The organism is Bacillus sp. FSL W8-0116 (assembly GCF_038003825.1).
Lineage (GTDB): Bacteria > Bacillota > Bacilli > Bacillales > DSM-4216 > Bacillus_O > Bacillus_O smithii.
Genome location: NZ_JBBOPY010000001.1, coordinates 858,574 through 880,095, shown reverse-complemented (window position 1 = coordinate 880,095; position 21,522 = coordinate 858,574). Strand labels below are relative to the sequence as shown.

At 41.8% G+C, this 21,522-nt stretch carries 19 protein-coding genes and 1 other annotated feature; of the genes, 16 read left to right on the top strand and 3 right to left on the bottom strand.

Going from position 1 to position 21,522, the window contains the following annotated elements; translation table 11 throughout:
• Window positions 1-13 precede the first annotated feature (13 nt).
• From fabF to N1I86_RS04080, 4 genes are all read left to right on the top strand, one after another.
• Window positions 14-1,255 (top strand): beta-ketoacyl-ACP synthase II, encoded by a 1,242-nt coding sequence (gene fabF, locus N1I86_RS04095; protein WP_003353693.1) that lies wholly within the window; start codon window positions 14-16, stop codon window positions 1,253-1,255.
• 288 nt (window positions 1,256-1,543) lie between these two features.
• Window positions 1,544-2,320: a DUF2268 domain-containing protein gene (locus N1I86_RS04090; protein WP_341095085.1), complete on the top strand. Its 777-nt coding sequence runs from the start codon at window positions 1,544-1,546 to the stop codon at window positions 2,318-2,320.
• 248 nt (window positions 2,321-2,568) lie between these two features.
• A complete protein-coding gene (locus tag N1I86_RS04085) occupies window positions 2,569-2,781 on the top strand; it encodes a hypothetical protein (protein WP_003353688.1) in 213 nt (70 codons plus the stop codon).
• A gap of 93 nt (window positions 2,782-2,874) precedes the next feature.
• Window positions 2,875-3,624: a YjbA family protein gene (locus tag N1I86_RS04080; protein ID WP_341095083.1), complete on the top strand. Its 750-nt coding sequence runs from the start codon at window positions 2,875-2,877 to the stop codon at window positions 3,622-3,624.
• Window positions 3,625-3,747: 123 nt separating this feature from the next.
• Here N1I86_RS04080 and trpS read toward each other — a convergent pair whose 3' ends face one another.
• The 3 genes from trpS to N1I86_RS04065 form a co-directional block, all read right to left on the bottom strand.
• Window positions 3,748-4,743: a tryptophan--tRNA ligase gene (gene trpS, locus N1I86_RS04075; protein ID WP_156179217.1), complete on the bottom strand. Its 996-nt coding sequence runs from the start codon at window positions 4,741-4,743 to the stop codon at window positions 3,748-3,750.
• Window positions 4,744-4,806: 63 nt separating this feature from the next.
• Window positions 4,807-5,046: a binding site (T-box leader), on the bottom strand.
• Between the two features lie 48 nt (window positions 5,047-5,094).
• Complete coding sequence (locus tag N1I86_RS04070; RefSeq protein ID WP_003353685.1) at window positions 5,095-5,466, bottom strand: DUF3899 domain-containing protein; 372 nt, start codon at window positions 5,464-5,466, stop codon at window positions 5,095-5,097.
• Window positions 5,467-5,799: 333 nt separating this feature from the next.
• Window positions 5,800-6,981, bottom strand: coding sequence for an IS701 family transposase (locus tag N1I86_RS04065; RefSeq protein ID WP_341094502.1), 1,182 nt, complete (start codon window positions 6,979-6,981; stop codon window positions 5,800-5,802).
• A 254-nt stretch (window positions 6,982-7,235) separates the two neighbouring features.
• Here N1I86_RS04065 and N1I86_RS04060 point away from each other — a divergent pair, with 254 nt between their 5' ends.
• The 12 genes from N1I86_RS04060 (at window position 7,236) to N1I86_RS04005 (ending at window position 21,487) form a co-directional block, all read left to right on the top strand.
• A complete protein-coding gene (locus N1I86_RS04060; RefSeq protein ID WP_003353684.1) occupies window positions 7,236-8,876 on the top strand; it encodes a peptide ABC transporter substrate-binding protein in 1,641 nt (546 codons plus the stop codon).
• Window positions 8,877-9,025: 149 nt separating this feature from the next.
• Entirely contained in the window at window positions 9,026-9,958 is a 933-nt protein-coding gene (gene opp3b, locus N1I86_RS04055; protein ID WP_003353683.1) for an oligopeptide ABC transporter permease, read from the top strand.
• A complete protein-coding gene (gene opp3C / locus N1I86_RS04050) occupies window positions 9,955-10,983 on the top strand; it encodes an oligopeptide ABC transporter permease (RefSeq protein ID WP_340396373.1) in 1,029 nt (342 codons plus the stop codon). Before opp3b ends, opp3C begins: the two co-directional genes overlap by 4 nt.
• A gap of 20 nt (window positions 10,984-11,003) precedes the next feature.
• A complete protein-coding gene (locus N1I86_RS04045; RefSeq protein WP_341095079.1) occupies window positions 11,004-12,068 on the top strand; it encodes an ABC transporter ATP-binding protein in 1,065 nt (354 codons plus the stop codon).
• A 4-nt stretch (window positions 12,069-12,072) separates the two neighbouring features.
• Window positions 12,073-13,008 (top strand): ABC transporter ATP-binding protein, encoded by a 936-nt coding sequence (locus N1I86_RS04040; RefSeq protein WP_341095077.1) that lies wholly within the window; start codon window positions 12,073-12,075, stop codon window positions 13,006-13,008.
• A gap of 819 nt (window positions 13,009-13,827) precedes the next feature.
• Window positions 13,828-14,556 (top strand): amino acid ABC transporter ATP-binding protein, encoded by a 729-nt coding sequence (locus tag N1I86_RS04035; protein ID WP_003353677.1) that lies wholly within the window; start codon window positions 13,828-13,830, stop codon window positions 14,554-14,556.
• Between the two features lie 22 nt (window positions 14,557-14,578).
• Window positions 14,579-15,388 (top strand): glutamate ABC transporter substrate-binding protein, encoded by an 810-nt coding sequence (locus tag N1I86_RS04030; RefSeq protein ID WP_270584590.1) that lies wholly within the window; start codon window positions 14,579-14,581, stop codon window positions 15,386-15,388.
• Between the two features lie 708 nt (window positions 15,389-16,096).
• Window positions 16,097-16,750, top strand: a complete 654-nt coding sequence (locus tag N1I86_RS04025) for an amino acid ABC transporter permease (RefSeq protein WP_003353675.1) — start codon at window positions 16,097-16,099, stop codon at window positions 16,748-16,750.
• A gap of 46 nt (window positions 16,751-16,796) precedes the next feature.
• Window positions 16,797-17,504, top strand: coding sequence for an amino acid ABC transporter permease (locus N1I86_RS04020; RefSeq protein ID WP_270584388.1), 708 nt, complete (start codon window positions 16,797-16,799; stop codon window positions 17,502-17,504).
• A gap of 423 nt (window positions 17,505-17,927) precedes the next feature.
• On the top strand, window positions 17,928-18,323 hold the full coding sequence (gene spxA / locus N1I86_RS04015; protein WP_003353672.1) for a transcriptional regulator SpxA: 396 nt from the start codon (window positions 17,928-17,930) through the stop codon (window positions 18,321-18,323).
• A 241-nt stretch (window positions 18,324-18,564) separates the two neighbouring features.
• A complete protein-coding gene (gene pnpS, locus N1I86_RS04010; protein WP_341095074.1) occupies window positions 18,565-20,343 on the top strand; it encodes a two-component system histidine kinase PnpS in 1,779 nt (592 codons plus the stop codon).
• 232 nt (window positions 20,344-20,575) lie between these two features.
• A complete protein-coding gene (locus N1I86_RS04005; protein WP_270584390.1) occupies window positions 20,576-21,487 on the top strand; it encodes a phosphate ABC transporter substrate-binding protein PstS family protein in 912 nt (303 codons plus the stop codon).
• The last annotated feature ends 35 nt before the right edge of the window (window positions 21,488-21,522 follow it).

Genomic DNA, 21,522 nt, shown 5'->3' with positions numbered 1-21,522 from the left:
AGGAGATGGGGTAATGGAGAAAAGACGTGTTGTTGTAACCGGGCTTGGTGCGGTTACACCTGTTGGATTAAATGTTGAAACTTCTTGGGAAAATATCATAAACGGAGTAAGCGGGATTAAGCCTCTGACAAGAGTGAATCCTGATGAATTTCCTGCTAAAGTAGCAGCTGAAATAAACGATTTTAATCCGGAAGACTATTTAGAACGAAAAGAAGCAAGAAAAATGGACCGCTTTACTCAGTATGCCGTAGCTGCTGCCATTCAAGCTGTAAAAGATGCTGATCTAGTCATTGATGAATCAAATGCAGAACGAGTGGGAGTGTGGATCGGCTCCGGCATCGGCGGCATGGAAACATTTGAACAGCAGTTTGAAACATTCCAAAAAAGAGGTTACCGCCGAGTCAGCCCGTTCTTTGTTCCGATGATGATTCCTGATATGGCAGCCGGCCAAGTTTCTATTCTACTTGGTGCCAAAGGAATTAATTCCTGTACGGTGACAGCTTGTGCAACCGGCACAAACTCTATCGGTGACGCTTTTAAAGCGATTCAGCGCGGAGATGCCGATGTGATGGTGACGGGCGGTACAGAAGCTCCTATCACTCGTATGAGTATTGCTGGTTTCAGCGCCAATACTGCTCTTTCTACAAATCCGGATCCAAAAACGGCCAGCCGCCCCTTTGATGCAAATCGCGATGGTTTTGTCATAGGGGAAGGTGCAGGAATTATTGTTTTGGAGGAACTGGAACATGCATTAAAAAGAGGAGCGCGAATTTATGCTGAAATCGTTGGTTATGGCATGACAGGCGACGCTTATCATATTACAGCTCCTGCTCCGGGAGGAGAAGGAGGAGCGCGGGCTATGAAAAAGGCGCTCCAGGATGCCGGTTTAAAACCGGAAGATATTGATTACATTAATGCCCATGGAACAAGCACGCCGTACAATGATAAATTTGAAACGGCGGCCATTAAAACGGTTTTTGGTGAACATGCATACCGTCTAGCTGTTAGCTCCACTAAGTCCATGACAGGGCATTTGCTTGGTGCGGCCGGGGGCGTGGAAGCTATCATCACCGTCCTTTCAATAAAAAATGATATCATGCCGCCGACTATCAATTTGGAAACAAAAGATCCGGATTGCGATCTCGACTACGTTCCACATGAAGCAAGAAAACAAACGGTTCGCGCAGCCATCAGTAATTCATTCGGATTTGGCGGACATAATGCCACGATTGTTTTTAAAAAATATGAACAGTAATGGGTTTATGTCTTAAACGATTCATTTTGAATGTGTAGGATAAGATGATGGAAACCCTCCAAAAGGACAGAACGTGTTTTTCCGTTCTGTCCTTTTTTAATTTAGCCAATAACTGAAACCAAAATGAGACGATTTCGTTTTCGCTAACCTTGTGAAGAAAAACATAGATAAGAGAGCGATCCTCCCTGAATCATTTTGGAAAGCAAGGGCTTAGTGGCCTTGCTTTTTTGTGTCTTTTGAATGGTTTTGAACATAAATATAAATACATAAAAAGGGAGGATGCCTTTCATGGGTGTATACAATACGAAAGAATGGCTAATGAGTCATTGGGACGAGACACTCGAATGGACGAGCAAGATCGACGGAATCTCAGAACGGGAAGCGATTTCGTTTTATCGCTATTTACAGCAGCACGGCATGTTTGCGCCTTCCAAACGAACAAGATCCACTTTTGAGGGTCTTGTACAGAAAAAAGCTTGGAAGGAAATGGAACGTCTTTTTTTAAAATATAAACAGCTTTGGAATGGTCCCGATATCGGCATTTATTTGTTTCCTGTTCAATCTAATTTTTCCCTTTTTGGAGACAGACCGAACAAATCGGGTCTGGCTCTAGGCGACAAGATGTTTTTGTTTTTATCTCCCGACATTGACAAAGAACAATGGGAAGCCGTGTTTGTTCATGAATATCATCATTGTGCTCGTATGGAAAAATTGGAAAAAAGAGAGGAAGAGTATCGACTTTTAGATTCCATTTTGTTTGAAGGACTGGCGGAGTTTGCCGTGAAGGAATATGTAGGAGAAAAATGGAATCCCTCTTGGTGCAAACAATATACGTCGGCTGATATAAAAAAATGGTGGCGTTCTTATGTACAAGATCACCTCATGCTGTCCAAACAAAATCCTGTTCATGATCGAATTTTATATGGGAAAGGCATGCTGCCGTCTATGCTTGGGTATGCGACGGGATTTGCCATTGTTGAGGAATGTGCAAAAAAATGGAAGAAAGGGACAAAGGAAATGCTTGCTCTGCCTGCCGAAACTTTTTTGAAAGAATGGAATCAATGATCACCTGTTTCCATCTCCCCATATAAAGGGGGATTTTTTGTTTTCAGTAAGGTTGAAAAATGTCTAAACGGTTTTAACGCAACGGAAATTCGTTGATCACATTTATGAATGTGAAAATTTGATTTTGAAAAAAGAAAGCATGTCGAGGGAATATCGCTTTCGCATAATAACGGGATTTCAGGAATATACATGAATCAAAAACGTTGGACAAGCCAACAGAGAGAAAATGGCGGCGAGGATGGAAAAAGGTGGGGAGAATCTTTTTTTGGCTTTTCGGATTCGGATTATCGGTGGCCGGCGGGGTCAGCATAATCTTGTATGTGAATTTAATGGCTGCAGGGCTGACGTTTGTTGAATACGTGAAATTTCTTGCGAAAAAAGGGAATTGTTATTTGTTTGTACTCGGATTGATCATCATCAGTCTTTCCATTTACTATCCACAGCCAAAGAAGAAAAAATAAGAACACATTCAAAAACATCCCCCTACAGGAATAATTTAACTTTCTTTTGCCCATACTGTGTGACAAATGAAGAAGATGTAAGGGGGACTCTACATGTTGTACTTGCATGATGTCTGGGTAAATTGGTTTGAAGGTGAGGAAAACGGATATAATGTCTGTCCGTTTCATGAATGGAGGAAAGAGGACGCTATTGAATTATTAGACCAGGTGCCTCTTTTGAAAGTAAATAAGCTATTATACCACTTTATTGAAAATGATATGTCTGATTTGCCGAAAGACTTATTAAATGAAGTCTATCAAAAAGCCTATTTAAGAAAAAACCATGAACGCATCCAGTTGGATTATGCATTCGTTGTAACAGACGGAGCCGGTATTTTGGCTGTTGATACTATGGGCTACACCATCCCGATTCGAAAAAGCCGTTTGATTCCCCGTCAGGAACAATTAGTATACGAAATGATTGAAAATGAAGAAGAAGCAAACTTCGAATGGGAATTAGCTCATAAAGAGAAAGAACATCATATTCTTTCTCCTCTTCCGGATCAAATGTTCGGACTGACCAGGAAAGAAAGACAGCTGAAACAACTTTTGTTTATGGCTCTTGATCAACTTCAGTCTTCCAAAAATACAGCGGAAATTCGCTATTGGTATACAGAATGGGCGCCGGAAAAATATGCGCAAATTCAAGAAATGAATTTCGATGAAGCATGGAACGCTCTCTATGAAGAAACGAAAGTAGGCTGGACCGAAAAACATATGCAGCTTTGCGAAAATATTATTCGGGGACAAGCCTTTTTTGAAAAACTGTGGGAAATGGAAAATCGTTCTTCGAAAGTGAATTAAACGACGAGGCTTTGCAGGAGCAAAAGGTTATTCCAGACGGAAGATGAGTGCCATCTTTCTGCTATTTTTTTGAATCTTTCATGAAAAACACCGGCCGCGGGATGAGTCCCGCGGCCGGATTTTTTATCTTCTTCTTTTTCTTCCGAGTCCCATGGCATTTTTCATTTTTTGCAGCATTTTATTGGCCACATAGTTTGCTTTTTCTGCACCGCGGTCGAGAATTTCATCCAGTTCTTCAGAATCGATGAGTTCAGCATAACGTTGTTGAATCGGCTTTAGCTCTTCGATAATTAATTCCGCCAAATCTTGTTTAAATTCTCCATACCCTTTACCGGCGTATTTTTCTTCCAACTCTTTGATGGAAATATTTCCGAGAACGGAATAAATCGACAACAGATTGGAAACTCCGGGCTTGGCCTCCCGATCATAGCGGATAACCCCTTCGGAATCGGTAACGGCGCTTTTGATTTTTTTCTCGATGAGTTTTGGTTCGTCAAGCAATGTGATAAACGCTTTTGAATTCGGATCGGATTTGCTCATTTTTTTCGTAGGATCTTGGAGAGACATGACACGTGCTCCGGCTTTCGGCAAGCGGATTTCCGGAATGGTAAAAATATCGTTGTACTTTTTATTAAATCGTTCCGCCAAATCTCGCGTTAATTCGATATGTTGTTTTTGATCTTCTCCCACAGGCACTAAATCGGTATTATACAATAAAATGTCGGCTGCCATTAATGGAGGGTATGTGAGAAGACCGGCGGAAACCGCTTCTTTGCCGGCTGATTTATCCTTAAATTGTGTCATACGCTCCAATTCGCCGATATAAGAAATACATTGAAGAATCCAACCGGCTTCCGTATGGGCAGGAACTTCGGATTGAATGAAAAGAGTCACCTTTTCCGGATCAAGACCGACCGCCAAGTACAATGCCGCTAAACTGCGGATGTTTTTGCGAAGCTCAAGACGATCTTGCGGAACAGTAATGGCATGCTCATCCACTATGCAAAAATAACAGTTGTACTCGTCTTGCAGTTCAACAAATTGCTTCATTGCCCCAATATAGTTTCCCAGCGTAATCGTTCCGCTAGGCTGAATACCCGAAAAAATTGTTTTCATCATTTTCTACCTCCATCATACATCCTAAAATTTTTTGATCCATAAAAAAACCATTCGTCCGTAAAGATTAGGGACGAATGGTTGTTCCGCGGTGCCACCCTAAGTTGCTCGCATGGAGCCACTTTGTTTCCATTCACATGGAATCCTTTTAACGCAACGGAATGCGCCTCTTCACTACTAAGCTTGAAGCCGTTCGCAAAGGGAGCTCGAAAGTCCATTCCAGCCGTCCAATTGTTTGTTTCCACCGACCACAAACTCTCTGGAAAACCGGTTATCGGCTGTACTCTTCTTTCTCATCGCTTCAATTATGTGTGTTCCTGATTATAACGAATTTTTAACAAGGATTCAAGCGGCTCAAGGGGAAAAGAGAAAGGCAATCATCAAATCTAAAACCACAAAAAAACTGCCTGTGATGATCAATGGATTCGTGAAACGAATTTTTCTTTTGCCAGCATCTAAACGTGAAACTACCGTTTGATCGACTGGGTCAAATTGTGAAACATACTGGCCTTCTTTGGACATTTTTCTTATTTGTTTAAAGCTATTCATGATTCCGTCAAAAAAACCTCCACCATAAACGAAAAGAAAGAGACCGATCGTCAAGAAAAAGAGACCGATCAAAAACGTGGCGTTGACAAAGCTAGTAAAAAAAGATTGCGGATCTATCAAAGAATACAAGGCAGAAATCAATATGTTAACAAAGAATAAAATAAAAACCGTCTTCATGAACAACGCTCCCTATGATATCGTAACAATCTTTTGCAGGTTGCAATCGCCGTTTCTACCTTTAAGTATACTTGTGATGAAAACGACAGACAATGATCGGTCCACTTTAAAATCCATTATTTTCATGAAATGATCCTCATATTATTTTAGAAAAATACATCCATATCATGAATAGAAAATCAATTTAAAAGTTTAAACTAAGGAAACATATTAAAGCGTTACCATTTTAATTTAAAGAAGGAATTCTGTTTAATCATTATTTAATTAATATACTGTAGTTGAGCAATTTTAATTACAATAATTACCATGTAAAAGAGACAAACAGGGTACCCCTTATGCCACGTGGAGCTGTTTTTTCACGGTATCAATGGGAATATTTTGTTTCGCTGCACGGTAAATGAACTCCACGAGGCTATGTCCTTTTCTCTTGCGCAGAAGATCGAGCCCATCAGAAAAATCGCTGTTCGACTCGAACATGCTGTACACGTAAGCAAGCTGCACCAAGATCCAGTAGCGTTTCACCGCCCGACGTCCGCGAACGCGGTATCCATCGAGTTTCAGCTGGTCTTTCGCTTGACGGAAAAAACATTCGATCGACCAACGCTGGGCATAGTAGCGCAAGATCTCTTCATCGCTTAGATCCCGGTCGGTGCTCAAGACGCAGTGAAGATGTTCCGATGTCATCGGCTGATCGGCTTTCCAAGCGAGCAGCACCACGGCATCATCGAGACCTTTGAGAGAGCCTTCGTAGCGATAAACCCGATAACGCTCTTCTCCCACCGTGACGAGGTGAGTGTCTTTCGGTTCGATGTAGCGGGCAAACTCCCTCACCTGAACCGCAATGCCTTTTGGATAAAGAAGCCGATTGGCCTTGAGCATTGCGATTACGTGGAATCCCTTTTTCAGACAAGCTTCCACGAGCGTTTGCGATGGATACCAAGAGTCCATCAGCACATAAACAGGACGGTGTACATCCAAAGAAGAAAGCATCTCGATCGCGAGTTCCCCCTTGCTTTTCCCAGCCGCCTTGTCGTAGAGGCGGAACGCAAAGGGAAAAGCCTGGGTCATCGTATGAACCATGAGCCAAACGAGAGAATGTCCCCAGATCGACTTTTTCTCTGTGTGAGAATAGTGCCAATCACACCCTTGAATGGCGTGCGTTGCCTGTGACGAAGGCGTGGTTTTTTGGCAAATCGTATCATCGATCGAAACAAAAAGGGGTTGATTCTCCTGTTTGGCGATGCGTTCGACACGACGAAGCATCCACTGTTGAAGTTTGCGAAGCAGCGTCTCTTCATCCCAAGGGCTTTTCGTGAAAAAATGGCTGAGTGTCGTGCGGTGGTTCGGATGAAAGCTCCAATGATGAAGATCGGTCAATGTTCCCGCAAATCCTTTGGTGGTCAGCGCATCCACGATATGAACGAGATGCTTCATGACAGGTTTTGAAAAATAAAGTGCCAACCCCAACATCGTGAAAAACTTGTGGATTCCTTGATGATGTGCTAATCTATTCATGAGACATGAACCTCCTTGTGAATAGTTTTGGTGACACATCTATTCTAATCAAGGAATCGGGTTCATGTCTCTTTTTTTGTTTGGTTGTAAATTTATGTTAGCGAATTTGCTCATCTACAGTAATATACTAATAAGATTGTGTATCGAAATATAAAAAAATTAGTTATTGCAAAAAAGTTAAAATAGATTATAATAATTATCAAATCTTTCGAAAAAATAGGAAGATACTATCATAAAAGGAGGTCAAATTCCCTATGAAAAAGAAGTTCTCTCTTTTTCTCGTTCTCTTGCTTGCTCTTGGCACGGTGTTGACTGCATGCAGCGGCAGTAAATCCGGCGATGGCGGCAAAAACGGGGACAATGCCAAAAAAGATCAAGTATTAAATCTGGTTGAAACGCAGGAAATACCGACGATGGATTCTGCGTTAGCAACTGATGTTGTTTCCTTTACTGCTTTAAATAATGTAATGGAAGGGCTTTATCGTTTAGGAAAAAACGATGAACCTGTAGAAGGAATAGCGGAAGGGGAACCGCAAGTCAGCAAAGATGGAAAAACATGGACATTTAAACTACGCGATGCGAAATGGTCCAATGGAGACCCGGTAACAGCCGGCGATTTCGTATATGCATGGAGAAAAGTAGTGGATCCGAAGACTGCCTCTCAATATGCATACATAATGTATGACATCAAAAATGCACAAGCGATCAATGAAGGAAAAATGAAGCCGGAACAATTGGGAGTAAAAGCGCTGGATGATAAAACGCTTCAAGTGCAGCTTGAGACGCCAATACCATACTTTAAAAATCTTCTAACGTTTGGAACATTCTTGCCTCAAGACGAAAAATTTGTCAAAGAACAAGGCAAGAACTACGGTTTAGAAGCTGATACCACTGTTTACAACGGCCCGTTTGTTCTGTCTTCTTGGAAGCATGACGACAAATGGCAAATGAAGAAAAATCCGAATTATTGGGATAAAGATTCTGTAAAACTGAAAGAAGTTAATGTGAAAGTCATCAAAGATACGCAAACTGGAGTGAACTTGTATGAAAGCAATGCCACTGACCGCGTCAATCTCGATTCTGAATTTGTTGATAAGTATAAAAATGACAAAGATTTGAAATATGAAAAAGAAGCAACTGTTTTCTTCCTGCGCTTCAATGAACAAAATCCTGTATTGAAAAATGTGGATGCCCGCAAGGCCATCAGCATGGCTTTTGATAAAAATCAATTTACCAAAGTCGTTTTAAATAACGGATCTATCCCTGCTGATTATTTTGTTCCGGCAGAATTTGTCAAGGGGCCAAACGGAAAATATTTCCGAGATGAGAATGGAAACTTTAATACGTACAACGTAAAAGAAGCGAAAAAATATTGGGCAAAAGCGAAAAAAGCGTTGGGCAAAGACAAAATCACTTTAGAACTGTTAAATTATGACGATGACTTGTCCAGAAAAGCAGGCGAATATTTAAAAGAACAGCTGGAAAAGAACTTAAAAGGATTAACGGTTAATATTAAACAACAGCCGTTCAAACAAAAACTTGACCTTGAAGCCAAAATGAATTATGATTTCTCGCTTGCCGGCTGGGGACCAGACTATGCCGATCCGATGACGTTCATCGATATGTTTGTAACCGACGGCGGAAACAATGAAATGCATTATTCTAATCCTGAATATGACAAGCTTGTCCAAGAAGCCAAAACGACTTATGCTCTGCAGCCGGAAAAACGTTGGGAAGCGATGCTAAAAGCAGAAAAAATCCTTTTGGATCAAGATGCAGCCATCGCTCCTGTTTATCAAAGAGGAAGAGCAGTATTGCAGCGTCCGTATGTAAAAGGATTGTTGAAACATAAAGTAGGACCTGAACTATCTTACAAGTGGGTATCGATTCAGTAGAGGAATGAAGCTGGCCTTGAAAAAGGAGGGTGTGTGCTTAAGAGCATATGCTCTCCTTTTTCCCTAGTGGAGAAAATTGTTCTGAATATAATAAATTGACAAAAAATTGTTGAGTTTTGTCGTAACGAAAAGAGAATGGAGGTTATCGGATGTTAAGATATACCATCAGGCGTATTGTTTATATGCTTGTGACGATGTTTGTGATTGCAACGGTCACGTTTTTTCTTATGAAGCTTCTGCCTGGCTCTCCGTTGCATAATCAAGAAAAACTTTCACCGGACCAACAAAAAATCATTCTGGAAAAATATGGATTAAATGATCCGCTCCCCGTTCAATACGTTCGCTATATGGGGAACTTAGTAAAAGGAGATTTAGGAGTGTCATTCCAATATAATAACCGTCCGGTGTCGACGATGATTGCAGAACGGATTGGTCCTTCCGCCGTTTTAGGGTTTCAGGCTGTCGTGTTTGGCACCATTGTCGGCATTTTGCTTGGAATCATCGCAGCCTTAAAGTATAACACGATCGTGGATTATGGAGCTACCACTATTGCCGTTCTGGGGATTTCCATTCCTTCTTTTGTTTTTGCGGGATTTCTCCAATACTTTTTGGCGGTGAAGTTTCCGATCTTTCCGGTAGCGGATTGGGGCGGGTTCAAGTACACGGTGTTGCCGTCGCTTGCTCTGTCCGTACCCGTTATTGCCACCGTAGCCCGTTTTATGAGAACGGAGCTTTTGGAGATTTTATCATCAGATTATATTATGCTTGCCCGCGCAAAAGGGGTTGGAAAGCGGGATATTATTTTGAAGCATGCGCTGCGAAACGCGCTTATCCCCATTATCACGTTGCTTGGTCCAATGATTGTGAACATTATAACCGGATCTTTAGTTATTGAAAATATTTTCGGAATTCCTGGTCTTGGGGATCAATTTGTCCGTTCGATTATGACGAATGACTTCGGCATGATTATGGGGACTACCTTGTTTTACAGCGCTCTGTTTATTTTTATGGTTTTTGTTGTGGATATTTTGTACGGAGTGATTGATCCGCGTATCCGTTTGACAGGAGGGAAGAAATCATGAATGCTGATCGTTTGCCGGACTTGAATCATCTCTCAGACGAACTGTTTGTTCCTGTTGAAAGAAAAGAGGAACAATTAGAAACTATCGAACGTCCAAGCTTGAATAATTGGCAAGATGCCTGGATTCGACTGAAAGGAAATAAAGGAGCTGTTGTCGGTTTAATTTTGATCATTTTGATTTCAGTGATGGCGATCATTGGGCCTAGCCTGTCCGGACACACGTATAAAGAACAAAATGTCGCTCATGCGAAACTTCCGCCTAAAATTCCTGGATTGGAAAAAATTTCGTGGCTGCCGTTCAACGGAAAGGATCAAGACGGATTTGATATGTACAAAGCCAAAAATGTAAAAGAATATTATTGGTTCGGTACGGATGAACTGGGACGGGATTTATGGACAAGAACTTGGTATGGAACCCGCATTTCGATTTACATCGGTATTTTAGCTGCGGCCATCGATTTGCTGATTGGCGTTTTATATGGAGGCATCTCTGGTTTTTATGGAGGAAAAGTGGATGATATTATGCAGCGGATCAGCGAAGTGTTGATGGGAATTCCGCAATTAATTATTGTCATTCTCTTTATCCTCGTGATCCAGCCGGGAATTATGTCGATCACATTGGCGATGGTCATTACCGGCTGGGTGAATATGGCGAGAATTGTCCGCGGACAAATATTGAAATTGAAAAACCAAGAATTTGTTCTCGCTTCCCGAACGCTGGGTGCTTCCAATAAGAGATTGATAATCAAACACTTGATTCCCAACATCGTGGGCCAAATTGTTATTACCACTATGTTTACGGTTCCGAATGCCATTTTCACCGAGGCGTTTTTAAGTTTTATCGGCTTGGGGATTCGGCCGCCGGAAGCTTCACTCGGCTCATTGGTGAACGACGGATTCAAATCCTTGCAAACGAATCCTTATATGCTCATCATTCCATCTGTCATCATCAGCTTGTTGATCTTAAGCTTTAACTTATTGGCAGATGGATTGCGTGATGCGTTAGACCCGAAGATGCGTAAGTAAGAAGAAAGAGGAGAATCGAAATGGAAAATATACTCGAAGTTAAAAATTTACATGTTTCCTTCGATACGCATGCAGGAGAGGTTCAGGCTGTTCGGGGGGTGGATTTTGAATTAAAAAAAGGAGAAACGCTGGCCATCGTGGGAGAATCCGGGTCGGGAAAATCGGTGACCACTAAGGCCATTATGCGTTTAATTCCCAGCTCGTCTGGTTCGATTAAAGAAGGAGAAATTTTATTCGCCGGAAAAGATCTGACGAAATTATCGGATTCGGAAATGGACCAAATCAGGGGAAAAGAAATTTCGATGATTTTTCAAGATCCGATGACATCGCTGAATCCGACGATGACCATCGGAAAACAAATTATGGAACCTTTAAGAAAACATCGAAAACTGTCAAAAGTAGAAGCGAAAAAAAAGGCGATTGAGCTTCTGCATTTGGTTGGTTTGCCTCAACCGGAAGCGCGCTTTAAGCAATACCCTCATCAATTTTCAGGCGGACAAAGACAGCGAATTGTGATTGCCATTGCGCTTGCATGCAATCCGAAAATTCTCATTGCCGATGAACCAACGACGGCTTTAGATGTGACCATCCAGGCACAAATTTTAGAATTGATGAAAGATTTACAACAAAAAATGGAGACTTCCATCATTTTCATTACCCATGATTTAGGAGTGGTCGCCAATGTAGCGGATCGTGTCGCGGTCATGTACGGCGGGCAAATTGTCGAAATTGGAACAGTGGACGAAATATTTTATGATCCAAGACATCCGTATACATGGGGGCTTCTTGCTTCGATGCCGAGCATGGAGATCGATCAGAATGAGGAATTAAAAGCGATCCCCGGTACTCCCCCGGACTTGCTTCGTCCACCTAAAGGCGATGCTTTCGCTTTAAGAAGCGAATATGCTTTGAAAATTGATTTTGAATATGAACCGCCTGTTTATAAGGTTTCGGATACCCATCTAGTGAAATCGTGGCTGCTTCATCCGGAAGCACCGAAAGTGGAGCCGCCTGAAATCGTGAAACAGCGTATCCGCTTGATGCCAGGCAATTATAAGGAACCGTTGCTCGTGAAGGGGGTGTAGGAAGATGACAGAAAAATTATTGGAAATCCAAAACTTGAAACTTTATTTTAACGAAGGTAAACCGAACATGGTAAAAGCGGTAGATGATATATCGTTCGATATCTATAAAGGAGAAACGCTTGGCCTTGTTGGAGAGTCGGGATGCGGAAAATCAACGACAGGAAGAACGATCATTCGTCTATATGAAGCGACAGGCGGTAAGGTTTTATTTCAAGGAAAAGATGTACACGGCAGAAAATCGAAAAAGGAATTAAAAGAATTCAATCGGAAAATGCAAATGATTTTCCAAGATCCTTATGCATCCCTGAATCCACGGATGAAAGTCGCTGATATCATCGCGGAAGGCATCGATATTCACGGATTAGCGAAATCCAAAGAAGAACGAATGGAAAAAGTATATAAATTACTGGAAACAGTTGGATTAAAAAAAGATCATGCAGACCGATATCCTCATGAATTTTCAGGCGGACAGCGGCAAAGAATTGGAATTGCACGCGCTCTTGCAGTGGAACCGGAATTTATTATTGCGGATGAACCGATTTCTGCGTTGGATGTTTCCATTCAAGCACAAGTAGTCAACTTACTAAAAAAATTGCAAAAAGAAAAAGGGCTGACGTATTTATTCATCGCTCATGATTTGTCCATGGTGAAATATATCAGCGATCGAATTGGTGTGATGTATTTTGGCAAATTAGTGGAACTGGCACCAAGCGAGGAACTGTATCGGAATCCTCTTCATCCTTACACCCAATCCCTTCTCTCAGCCATCCCGCCGCCGGATCCTGAAAGTGAACGTTCGCGAAAAAGAATTTTGTATGATCCGAGCGTCCACCAATACGGACCTGATGATCAATTGGAAATGCGGGAAGTGACTCCCGGACATTTTGTCTATTGTTCAGAAAAAGAGTGGCATCAGTATAAAAACAGTCTAAACGAGTAATTTTGCATTCAAAAGACTGGAATGGTACATCGTAAGAACGTTTGCGAAAAGCGATATTCTTTATATGAGGAAACACGATCCTTTTTCAGGGGATCGTGTTTTATTTGCACACATGTATAAGTCTAAAGTTCCAATTAAGAAGGCAGCAGTCCGAGATAGCCTAACGGAAGTGCGTACATTGAGGCGAAATCCTACGGAAGAGGACGGCAAACTTCTGATTGAAAGAATACGGATTACCCGTTTTTCATCATCGTATACATTATCAGCGGGGAATAAAAGGACATTACACTTCATCCTGATTATGTTTGTACCTAATGTACAAGCGCACGTTTTAAATTCGTAGCTCCTGTTGTCCAAGATCCATTTATCTGTTTCCATATTGGTTCATTTCATTTTTTGAGAATCATTCTTTTGTGGGAGCAGGCTCTTTCGGCATCCCGATGGTTTGGATTCTTTCTTGATGTCTGTCAAAATAAAAATCAACATCACTTGGCTCCGAGCAATTTGGAGCTTTTTATCTTTGAGCTATGTTATATTACAGGACATAGTCGGATTATCTCGAAATCCGTCGCTTTTCCTTCTTATTTCAGTATGAAAAATGAACAGAGTAATTTTTTTTAAAAAGTTTTATTGCAGCTATTTCCGAATATGTTTGAACAAATAGACATAATAAAGCGATTTCAATAAACAGATAAATCTAAATTAAAGAAATATTGATATTATTTTAATAAATTGATATACTCTAAAATAGAGTAGTGCAATGTTCTTAAATGATGGAAGACTTCATCGAGAAAGGAATACAACAAAGGAGGTGTTGATGTGATCTCGTTCCGACATGTGAACAAATATTACGGAAATTTTCATGTTTTAAAAGATATTAATCTTGAAATCAATGAAGGAGAAGTTGTCGTGGTGATCGGTCCTTCCGGATCGGGGAAAAGCACGATGCTCCGCTGCATCAATCGTTTGGAAGAGATTACGGATGGCGAACTTCTCGTTAGAAATCTTAAAGTAAATGACAAAAAAACTGACATCAACGAATTGCGAAAAAATATCGGCATGGTCTTCCAACATTTCAATTTGTATCCGCATAAAACAGTTTTGCAAAATATTACTCTTGCGCCGATTAAAGTGCTCGGCATGGGCAAAGAGGAAGCAGAGAAAAGGGCTATGCATTACCTGGAAAGAGTGGGCATCCCGGATAAAGCGAATTCGTACCCATCGCAATTATCGGGCGGCCAGCAGCAGCGTGTGGCCATTGCCCGCGGGCTGGCGATGGAGCCGAGCATTATGCTGTTTGACGAACCGACTTCCGCGCTTGACCCGGAAATGATCGGGGAAGTGCTCGATGTTATGAAGTCGTTGGCAAAAGACGGCATGACAATGGTGGTCGTCACGCATGAAATGGGATTCGCCCGTGAAGTAGCAGACCGCGTCATCTTCATGGACCAGGGGAGGATCATCGAAGACAACACGCCGGAAGAATTTTTCAAAAACCCGCGTGCGGAACGGGCGCGCACCTTTTTGAACCGTGTTCTCAATCATTAAATATATATAGAGGGGGATTAGAATGAGAAAGATGAAAAAATGGTTTACAGTGGGCTTGATTTTTGTTTTAGCGGCCGCTTTGATGGCGGGCTGCGGCAAGTCAAAAACGACGAGCGGCAGCAGCGATGATCCGATCCAGCAAATCAAAGACAAGGGGAAAGTGGTTGTCGGAGTCAAATATGATACATATTTATTTGGCTACAAAGATCCGAAAACCGGAAAAGTGGAAGGTTTTGATATTGATATTGCTAAAGCGATTTCTAAGAAAATTTTCGGCGATAAGGTAAAAGTGGAACTCAAGGAAGTCACGTCCAAAACACGGATTCCGATGTTGCAAAACGGTGATGTAGATATGGTCGTCGCCACTATGACGATCACGCCGGACCGCAAAAAAGTCGTCGATTTCTCGGATGTCTACTTTGACGCCGGTCAATCGCTCCTTGTGAAAAAAGGCAGCAAGATTCATAGCGTCAAAGATTTGAAAAAAGGGACAAAAGTATTGACGGTAAAAGGTGCGACGTCCGGAGACAACGTCAAGAAAGCCGCACCGGATACGCAAGTGCTCGAGTTTGAAAACTACCAGGAAGCATTCACAGCTTTGAAATCCGGAAAAGGCGATGCGCTGACAACCGACAATTCGATTCTTTATGGCATGGCTGCTCAAGATCCGGATTATCAGGTCGTTGGCGGTACATTTACGAATGAGCCGTATGGCATTGCGATGAAAAAAGGGAATACGAAACTCGTGAAAGCTGTAAACAAGGCTTTAAAAGAACTGAAAGACAGCGGAGAATATGACAAAATCAAAAATAAATGGATCAAAGAACAATAATCCAGAAAGGGGTGGGCAAATTCGCCCATCCCTTTCCACTGATGTGCGCCCGGCATGTACATGAACTATAGGGTGTAAGTCCCGAACCCCGAAGACAGAAGTAGAGGTTAGCCAAGAGCAAGGGTGTCCGTGGTGACGCGGAATCTGAAGGAAGCTGGAGGCAAAACACCGGTCCGAGGAACACGAACCTCATATAAGGCTAGGTATGATTGAGTGAGTTTGCATAACAAAACAAAGCTCTTTCTGTCGAAGGTCATATCGAGTAAATGAGGCGGATAGATGGTGTGAAAGTGCATGTACTTACCCGGGGAGGTCTGGCGGATATGTGAAGTACTCTTCATAACCTACTTAGTGATAAGTAGCTGAACCGTCAGAAGTCAGCAGAGGTCATAGTATTAGTTGGTCTAGAACAACTAAGAAGGACCGAACAATTAAGAGAGAATAGCCCTTGGTATTCAGTGAGTCATGATGAACACAGAAAACGTAGTACCTCACTTGAGGGAGGAAGCGGTGAATCCCGTGGGAGACCTCTTGGAGGGTGGAGTGACCACTGGCATAAAGAGAACAGCTATTCACGGAAGTTATAAAGACTTGCGTCAATTATCTTAATTGAACCGCCGTATACGGAACCGTACGTACGGTGGTGTGAGAGGACGGGAGTTAATCGCTCCCTCCTACTCGATTGAACCGTAAAGGAGTGAAACAGGTATGCTCGATTTTTCGATCCTCACCGACTATCTCGATTTATACATGCAGGGCTTCGTCAATACGATTAAAATCAGCATTATCGGCCTGATTGCCAGTTTCATTCTTGGCAACATCATTGCCGTTTTCCGGCTGGCCCCTGTCAAGCTGCTGAATTTTATCGGCGCCTTCTACGTGGAAGTAGTCCGCAACATTCCGTTAATTCTGATCGGTTTCTTTTTCTACAACGGGCTCAGTTATTTCCATATTAACTTAAGCGGATTTATCGCAGGGACCATTGCGCTTTCCATCTACACAGCCGCCTTTATTGCAGAAGCCGTGCGTGCCGGCATCCAATCGGTCGATAGGGGACAGCTTGAAGCTGCGCGTTCCACAGGCCTGACTTACATCCAGGCGATGCGTTATATTATTTTGCCTCAAGCGATCAAAATCGTAATCCCGCCGATCGGCAACCAATTCCTGAACTTGGTTAAAAACTCTTCCATTCTTGGGGTTTTTGCAGGGCTCGACCTTATGTACTACGCCGATATCATCCACGAAAAAACGTGGATTACGTTTGATACGTATATTTTTGTCGGCATGTTTTATCTGGTCCTGACCATTCCGCTCAGCTTGCTGGTCAACTACCTGGAACGCCGGTTGGCAAGAAGCGAATAACGACGCATAAACAAATCATTTGGAACGATACAAGGAGGGGAACGTTATGGACTTTGCCGGAGCTTATTCAGGCGAAAATTTGGCTTATTTACTGCAAGGCTTTGCGGTGACATTGAAAGTTGCCGTTGTGTCCATTATTTTAAGCTTCATCTTCGGCTGCGTACTCGGCATTTTGCGTTACACAAAAATTCCGGTTTTATCGAGTGTGGTTGCGCTTATAGTGGAAGTCATCCGGAACTTGCCGCTGATTTTGATTATTTTCTTTACATATTTTGCTTTGCCGGAAGTCGGCATCAAAATGAGTGTTACGATGGCGGCGATTGCAGCCTTGACAGTGTTCGAATCGGCCATGATTGCCGAAATTGTGCGCGGCGGCTTGAACTCGATTCCAAAAGGGCAGATTGAAGCCGCCCGTTCATCAGGCCTTAATTATATCCAAACGCTGTGGCATATCATCCTGCCGCAAGCTTTGAAAAAAATGATCCCGCCGCTTGTGAGCCAGTTCATCTCGCTGTTAAAAGATACTTCTCTTGCGATTATCATTTCGCTGCCGGAACTTTTGCACAACGCAAAAGGCGTCTACAGCGGGGAAAGCGGCGCAAAATACATTATCCCGATTCTGCTTCTTTCCGCATTTATGTATTTCATCGTCAACTATTTGCTGTCCATCTTGGCCAGAAAACTTGAAAAACGCCTTGATCCGGATCGCTCCACCGCCAAGCAGCTCGCCAACACGACTGAAAACATGATTTAAAAGCGGAAAAAAGGTATCCCAAAGCGATTGGGATACTTCTTTTTATAGTAAGATTTGTTTTAAGCTTTAGATGGATTTTGCTGGATTTCTGCCAAATGTAAAAGAGTAAACGCCAGTGATGGACGAAATCAACTAGGACCGCGCCACCTTCTCCTACTCGATTGGAAAATGTGACTGGCTGAAGTAAAGAGGAATCGAATTCTGTCTGTCATCCGTATATCTTACTGGACAATAATGAATGAGGAAGGAAAGAAAAAGAATATTTTAGAGAATTTTAGGAAATCTATATCAAAAATATTGAATATGGTGTATAATACATAATGTATCTTCGCTCCAAAATTATTTTATCTTTAAAATATTCATTTATTGATATTCCTCAAGATGAAGCAAGTATTATTAAAATTTAAGGAGTGTGATTGAGGAATGGTAACAATATACACTTCACCAAGTTGTACATCTTGCCGAAAAGCAAAAGCATGGTTGGAAAAGCATGATATTCCATATACGGAACGAAATATTTTTTCCGAACCTCTCACCATTGAAGAAATTAAAAGTATTTTAAGAATGACGGAAGATGGAACGGATGAGATCATCTCTACCCGTTCGAAAATATTCCAAAAATTAAACGTTGATTTGGATGCTCTTCCGCTTCAAGATTTGTTTGAATTGATCCAGGCTAACCCTGGTCTGTTAAGAAGACCGATTATTATGGATGAAAAGCGCCTTCAAGTGGGATACAACGAAGATGAAATTCGACGCTTTTTACCTAGAAAAGTACGGACATTCCAATTGTTGGAAGCTCAAAAAATGGTGAACTAAGCTTTTGCTTCGATAGACGGTTTTCGATAGGGCTGGTTTTCTTTAAGAAAATCAGCCCTATTTTTGTGAGCTTTTCCATATCCTAGTGACATGTGACTCCAAGAATTATACAATGAATGGTAATCATAAATGGATAAGGTGGTCAAGATGAAGAATCATTTTTCTTTCGATCCCATTATAATAGACAAAAAGAACAAGAAAAAGAGGCAATTTTCATTGGACAAAGGAGAAAGACATCCACATGAATAAACTTTGGCTTAGAATCTTCTTAACCTTTTTTGCGCTTTTGTTGGCCGTTCTCCTTGGGATTGGGTTTGTCATTGCGGACATCATGAAAAATACTTACATGGATATGATCCGAAACCAATTGTCCCAGACCGCTGATATCATTGTCAAAACGGTTGACACCAAGTCCATGTTTCAACATTCAAATGAGCTTCAAAACTATATTCACCACTATTATTCTTATCACGATCCGCGGATCACGATTATTAGAGCAGATGGGAAAGTGCTTGCAGACTCCGACCGTGATCCTCGCAAAATGGAAAATCATTCAAACCGTCCCGAATTTCGTGAAGTGATTCGCGAACATCGTTCATATGGGGAATCTATTCGCCGCAGCCCGACGCTTGGCTATAGCATGATTTACATAGCGAAACCGATCCAAAAAGACGGAAAGTCCATTGGCGTTGTACGGATTTCCGTTACTTTAAAAAAAATTGAACACACGCTCGATCAACTATGGATCAGTCTCGGTTTGGCCATGGTGATGACCTTAACGGTTTCCGGATTCATCGGATTCAGAATGGCTAAACGGTTTACACGGCCGATTGAAGCGAGCATTCAAGTTGCGAATCGCCTAATTGAAAAAGATTATGACAGCAGAGTGAAAACAAAGGCGAGCGGCGAGTTGAAACAGCTCGTGAATGCGATCAATGACTTAGCCATCAGTTTAAAGCAGCAGATGGAAGAAATCCGTGAAAACCAGCAGCGGCTGACTGGGGTATTGGCTAATATGGTAAGCGGCGTCATGCTCATTAACCCTGCTGGAAGAATTACTCTTGTCAACAGGGCGATGGAAAAAATTATCGGTGCTTCTTCTGAAAATTTAATTGGAAAGCTTCATATCGAAGCGGGGAAAAACTTTGGTCTTAGCCAGCTGATAGACCGTTCATTAAAAGAAGGAGTGCACATTCATGAAGAAGTGCATATTTATTATCCGAAAGAAAGGATACTGGATGCGCATATTGCCCCATATGTGGGCGATCATGAAGAAGTAAAAGGAGTCATAACCGTTCTTCATGATATTACCGATATTCGCCGGCTCGAAAAAATCCGCAGCGAGTTCGTAGCCAATGTTTCCCATGAATTAAAAACACCGGTGACTTCATTAAAAGGATTTGCGGAAACTTTGTTAGACGGGGCCATGTATGATGAAGAAACTTGCCGTTCTTTTTTAAAAATTATTTACGAAGAAAGCGACCGGCTGCATCGCTTAATTTCAGACATTCTGGATTTATCCAAAATTGAGCAGCAACGATTGCCTTTAAAGCCTGAGCCTCTCAACGTATCACAGGTTATTAACGAGACGGCGGAGACCATCCAAGAGACGATTCATAAAAAACAGCTTCATCTGAGTCTTCCGGATCATAAAGAAGTCGTGATCGAAGCGGAAAAAGATCGTCTGCAGCAAATCATATTAAATCTTTTAACGAATGCCGCGGCTTACACACCTGAAGGCGGGTACATCGATATAGAACTGCATGAAAGAGAAAAAGAAGTGGACATTGTCATAAGAGATACGGGAATCGGCATTTCCAAGCAAGATTTGCCTAGGATCTTTGAACGTTTTTACCGCGTGGATAAAGCAAGATCCCGTCAGTCTGGAGGAACAGGTCTTGGTCTCGCCATTGTAAAGCATTTAGTGGAGTCCCATCATGGCACTATTCAAGTAGAAAGCGAGGAAGGAAAAGGGACGGCATTCACCATTACTTTGCCGAAAAAGCAAATAAAATCGTAACTATGAACCGCACCCATCTCATTCATGGTGCGGTTTTTTCATTTCTATTTAATCGCTGTTGATCTTACTTAGACAAGAGCTTTGTTTTTACAGCTTCACAACAGTAAGAAACAATAAAAATGACCGTCTTTACAATTTCTTAACATTCTATTAATACAGGCTTAATACCGCCCCATTATCTTAAAACTTGTAAGAGAGAACAGAACCTTATTAATTCATAGGGGGAAAAAAAATGAGAAAAAGATTTATCGCATTGTTTACAATGGTACTGCTATTTGCCTTCGCGGCAGCAGGATGCGGCAACAATTCAAATAAGGATGCCGGCACTCCTAGCAAAACCGACAATAACAATGGAACAGCTCAATCTGGTTCCATTACGGCGGTAGGATCTACTGCGTTACAACCTCTTGTACAAGAAGCAGCTACTGATTATATGAATAAAAACTCCGGTACAACGATCAATGTACAAGGCGGAGGGAGCGGAACAGGCTTAAGCAAAGTGCAAGAAGGTGCTGTCGATATTGGGAACTCCGACGTGTTTGCTGAAGAAAAAGACGGTATTGACGCCAGCAAACTAGTTGATCATAAAGTCGCTGTTGTAGGAATGGGACCCGTTGCCAATAAAGATGTGGGTGTAGATAATCTGACGAAAAAACAATTAATCGACATCTTTACTGGAAAAGTGAAAAACTGGAAAGAAGTTGGCGGTAAAGATCAAAAAATCGTTGTCATCAACCGTGCAGAAGGATCTGGAACAAGAGCTGTGTTTGAAAAAACGGCATTGGATGGAGCAACACCGATTAAATCCCAAGAACAAGATTCTTCCGGAACGGTTCAAAAAATCGTTAGCGAAACTCCAGGAGCAATTAGTTATTTAGCATTTTCTTACTTCAACGATCAAATGACTGCTTTAAAAGTGGACGGGGTTGAACCGACGGAACAAAATGTAGAATCAGGAAAATGGAAAATCTGGGCATATGAACATATGTATACAAATGGCGAACCAACCGGATTAACAAAAGATTTTCTTGATTATATGATGTCCGATGATGTTCAAAACAGCCTTGTTAAAAAATTAGGTTATATACCGGTATCCGGAATGAAAGTTGAACGTGATGCAAAGGGAACGATCACCCAAAAATAATTTTTGGGGGGTCTCTCCCCATAGCCATCAAGTTA

Excerpts from the sequence above, each read along its gene's own strand:
- fabF (WP_003353693.1), top strand. The coding sequence starts at position 14 with ATGGAGAAAAGACGTGTTGTTGTAACCGGGCTTGGTGCGGTTACACCT.
- N1I86_RS04090 (WP_341095085.1), top strand. The coding sequence starts at position 1,544 with ATGGGTGTATACAATACGAAAGAATGGCTAATGAGTCATTGGGACGAG.
- N1I86_RS04080 (WP_341095083.1), top strand. The coding sequence starts at position 2,875 with ATGTTGTACTTGCATGATGTCTGGGTAAATTGGTTTGAAGGTGAGGAA.
- trpS (WP_156179217.1), bottom strand. The coding sequence starts at position 4,743 with ATGATGAAAACAATTTTTTCGGGTATTCAGCCTAGCGGAACGATTACG.
- N1I86_RS04070 (WP_003353685.1), bottom strand. The coding sequence starts at position 5,466 with ATGAAGACGGTTTTTATTTTATTCTTTGTTAACATATTGATTTCTGCC.
- N1I86_RS04065 (WP_341094502.1), bottom strand. The coding sequence starts at position 6,981 with ATGAATAGATTAGCACATCATCAAGGAATCCACAAGTTTTTCACGATG.
- N1I86_RS04060 (WP_003353684.1), top strand. The coding sequence starts at position 7,236 with ATGAAAAAGAAGTTCTCTCTTTTTCTCGTTCTCTTGCTTGCTCTTGGC.
- opp3b (WP_003353683.1), top strand. The coding sequence starts at position 9,026 with ATGTTAAGATATACCATCAGGCGTATTGTTTATATGCTTGTGACGATG.
- opp3C (WP_340396373.1), top strand. The coding sequence starts at position 9,955 with ATGAATGCTGATCGTTTGCCGGACTTGAATCATCTCTCAGACGAACTG.
- N1I86_RS04045 (WP_341095079.1), top strand. The coding sequence starts at position 11,004 with ATGGAAAATATACTCGAAGTTAAAAATTTACATGTTTCCTTCGATACG.
- N1I86_RS04040 (WP_341095077.1), top strand. The coding sequence starts at position 12,073 with ATGACAGAAAAATTATTGGAAATCCAAAACTTGAAACTTTATTTTAAC.
- N1I86_RS04030 (WP_270584590.1), top strand. The coding sequence starts at position 14,579 with ATGAGAAAGATGAAAAAATGGTTTACAGTGGGCTTGATTTTTGTTTTA.
- N1I86_RS04025 (WP_003353675.1), top strand. The coding sequence starts at position 16,097 with ATGCTCGATTTTTCGATCCTCACCGACTATCTCGATTTATACATGCAG.
- N1I86_RS04020 (WP_270584388.1), top strand. The coding sequence starts at position 16,797 with ATGGACTTTGCCGGAGCTTATTCAGGCGAAAATTTGGCTTATTTACTG.
- spxA (WP_003353672.1), top strand. The coding sequence starts at position 17,928 with ATGGTAACAATATACACTTCACCAAGTTGTACATCTTGCCGAAAAGCA.
- pnpS (WP_341095074.1), top strand. The coding sequence starts at position 18,565 with ATGAATAAACTTTGGCTTAGAATCTTCTTAACCTTTTTTGCGCTTTTG.
- N1I86_RS04005 (WP_270584390.1), top strand. The coding sequence starts at position 20,576 with ATGAGAAAAAGATTTATCGCATTGTTTACAATGGTACTGCTATTTGCC.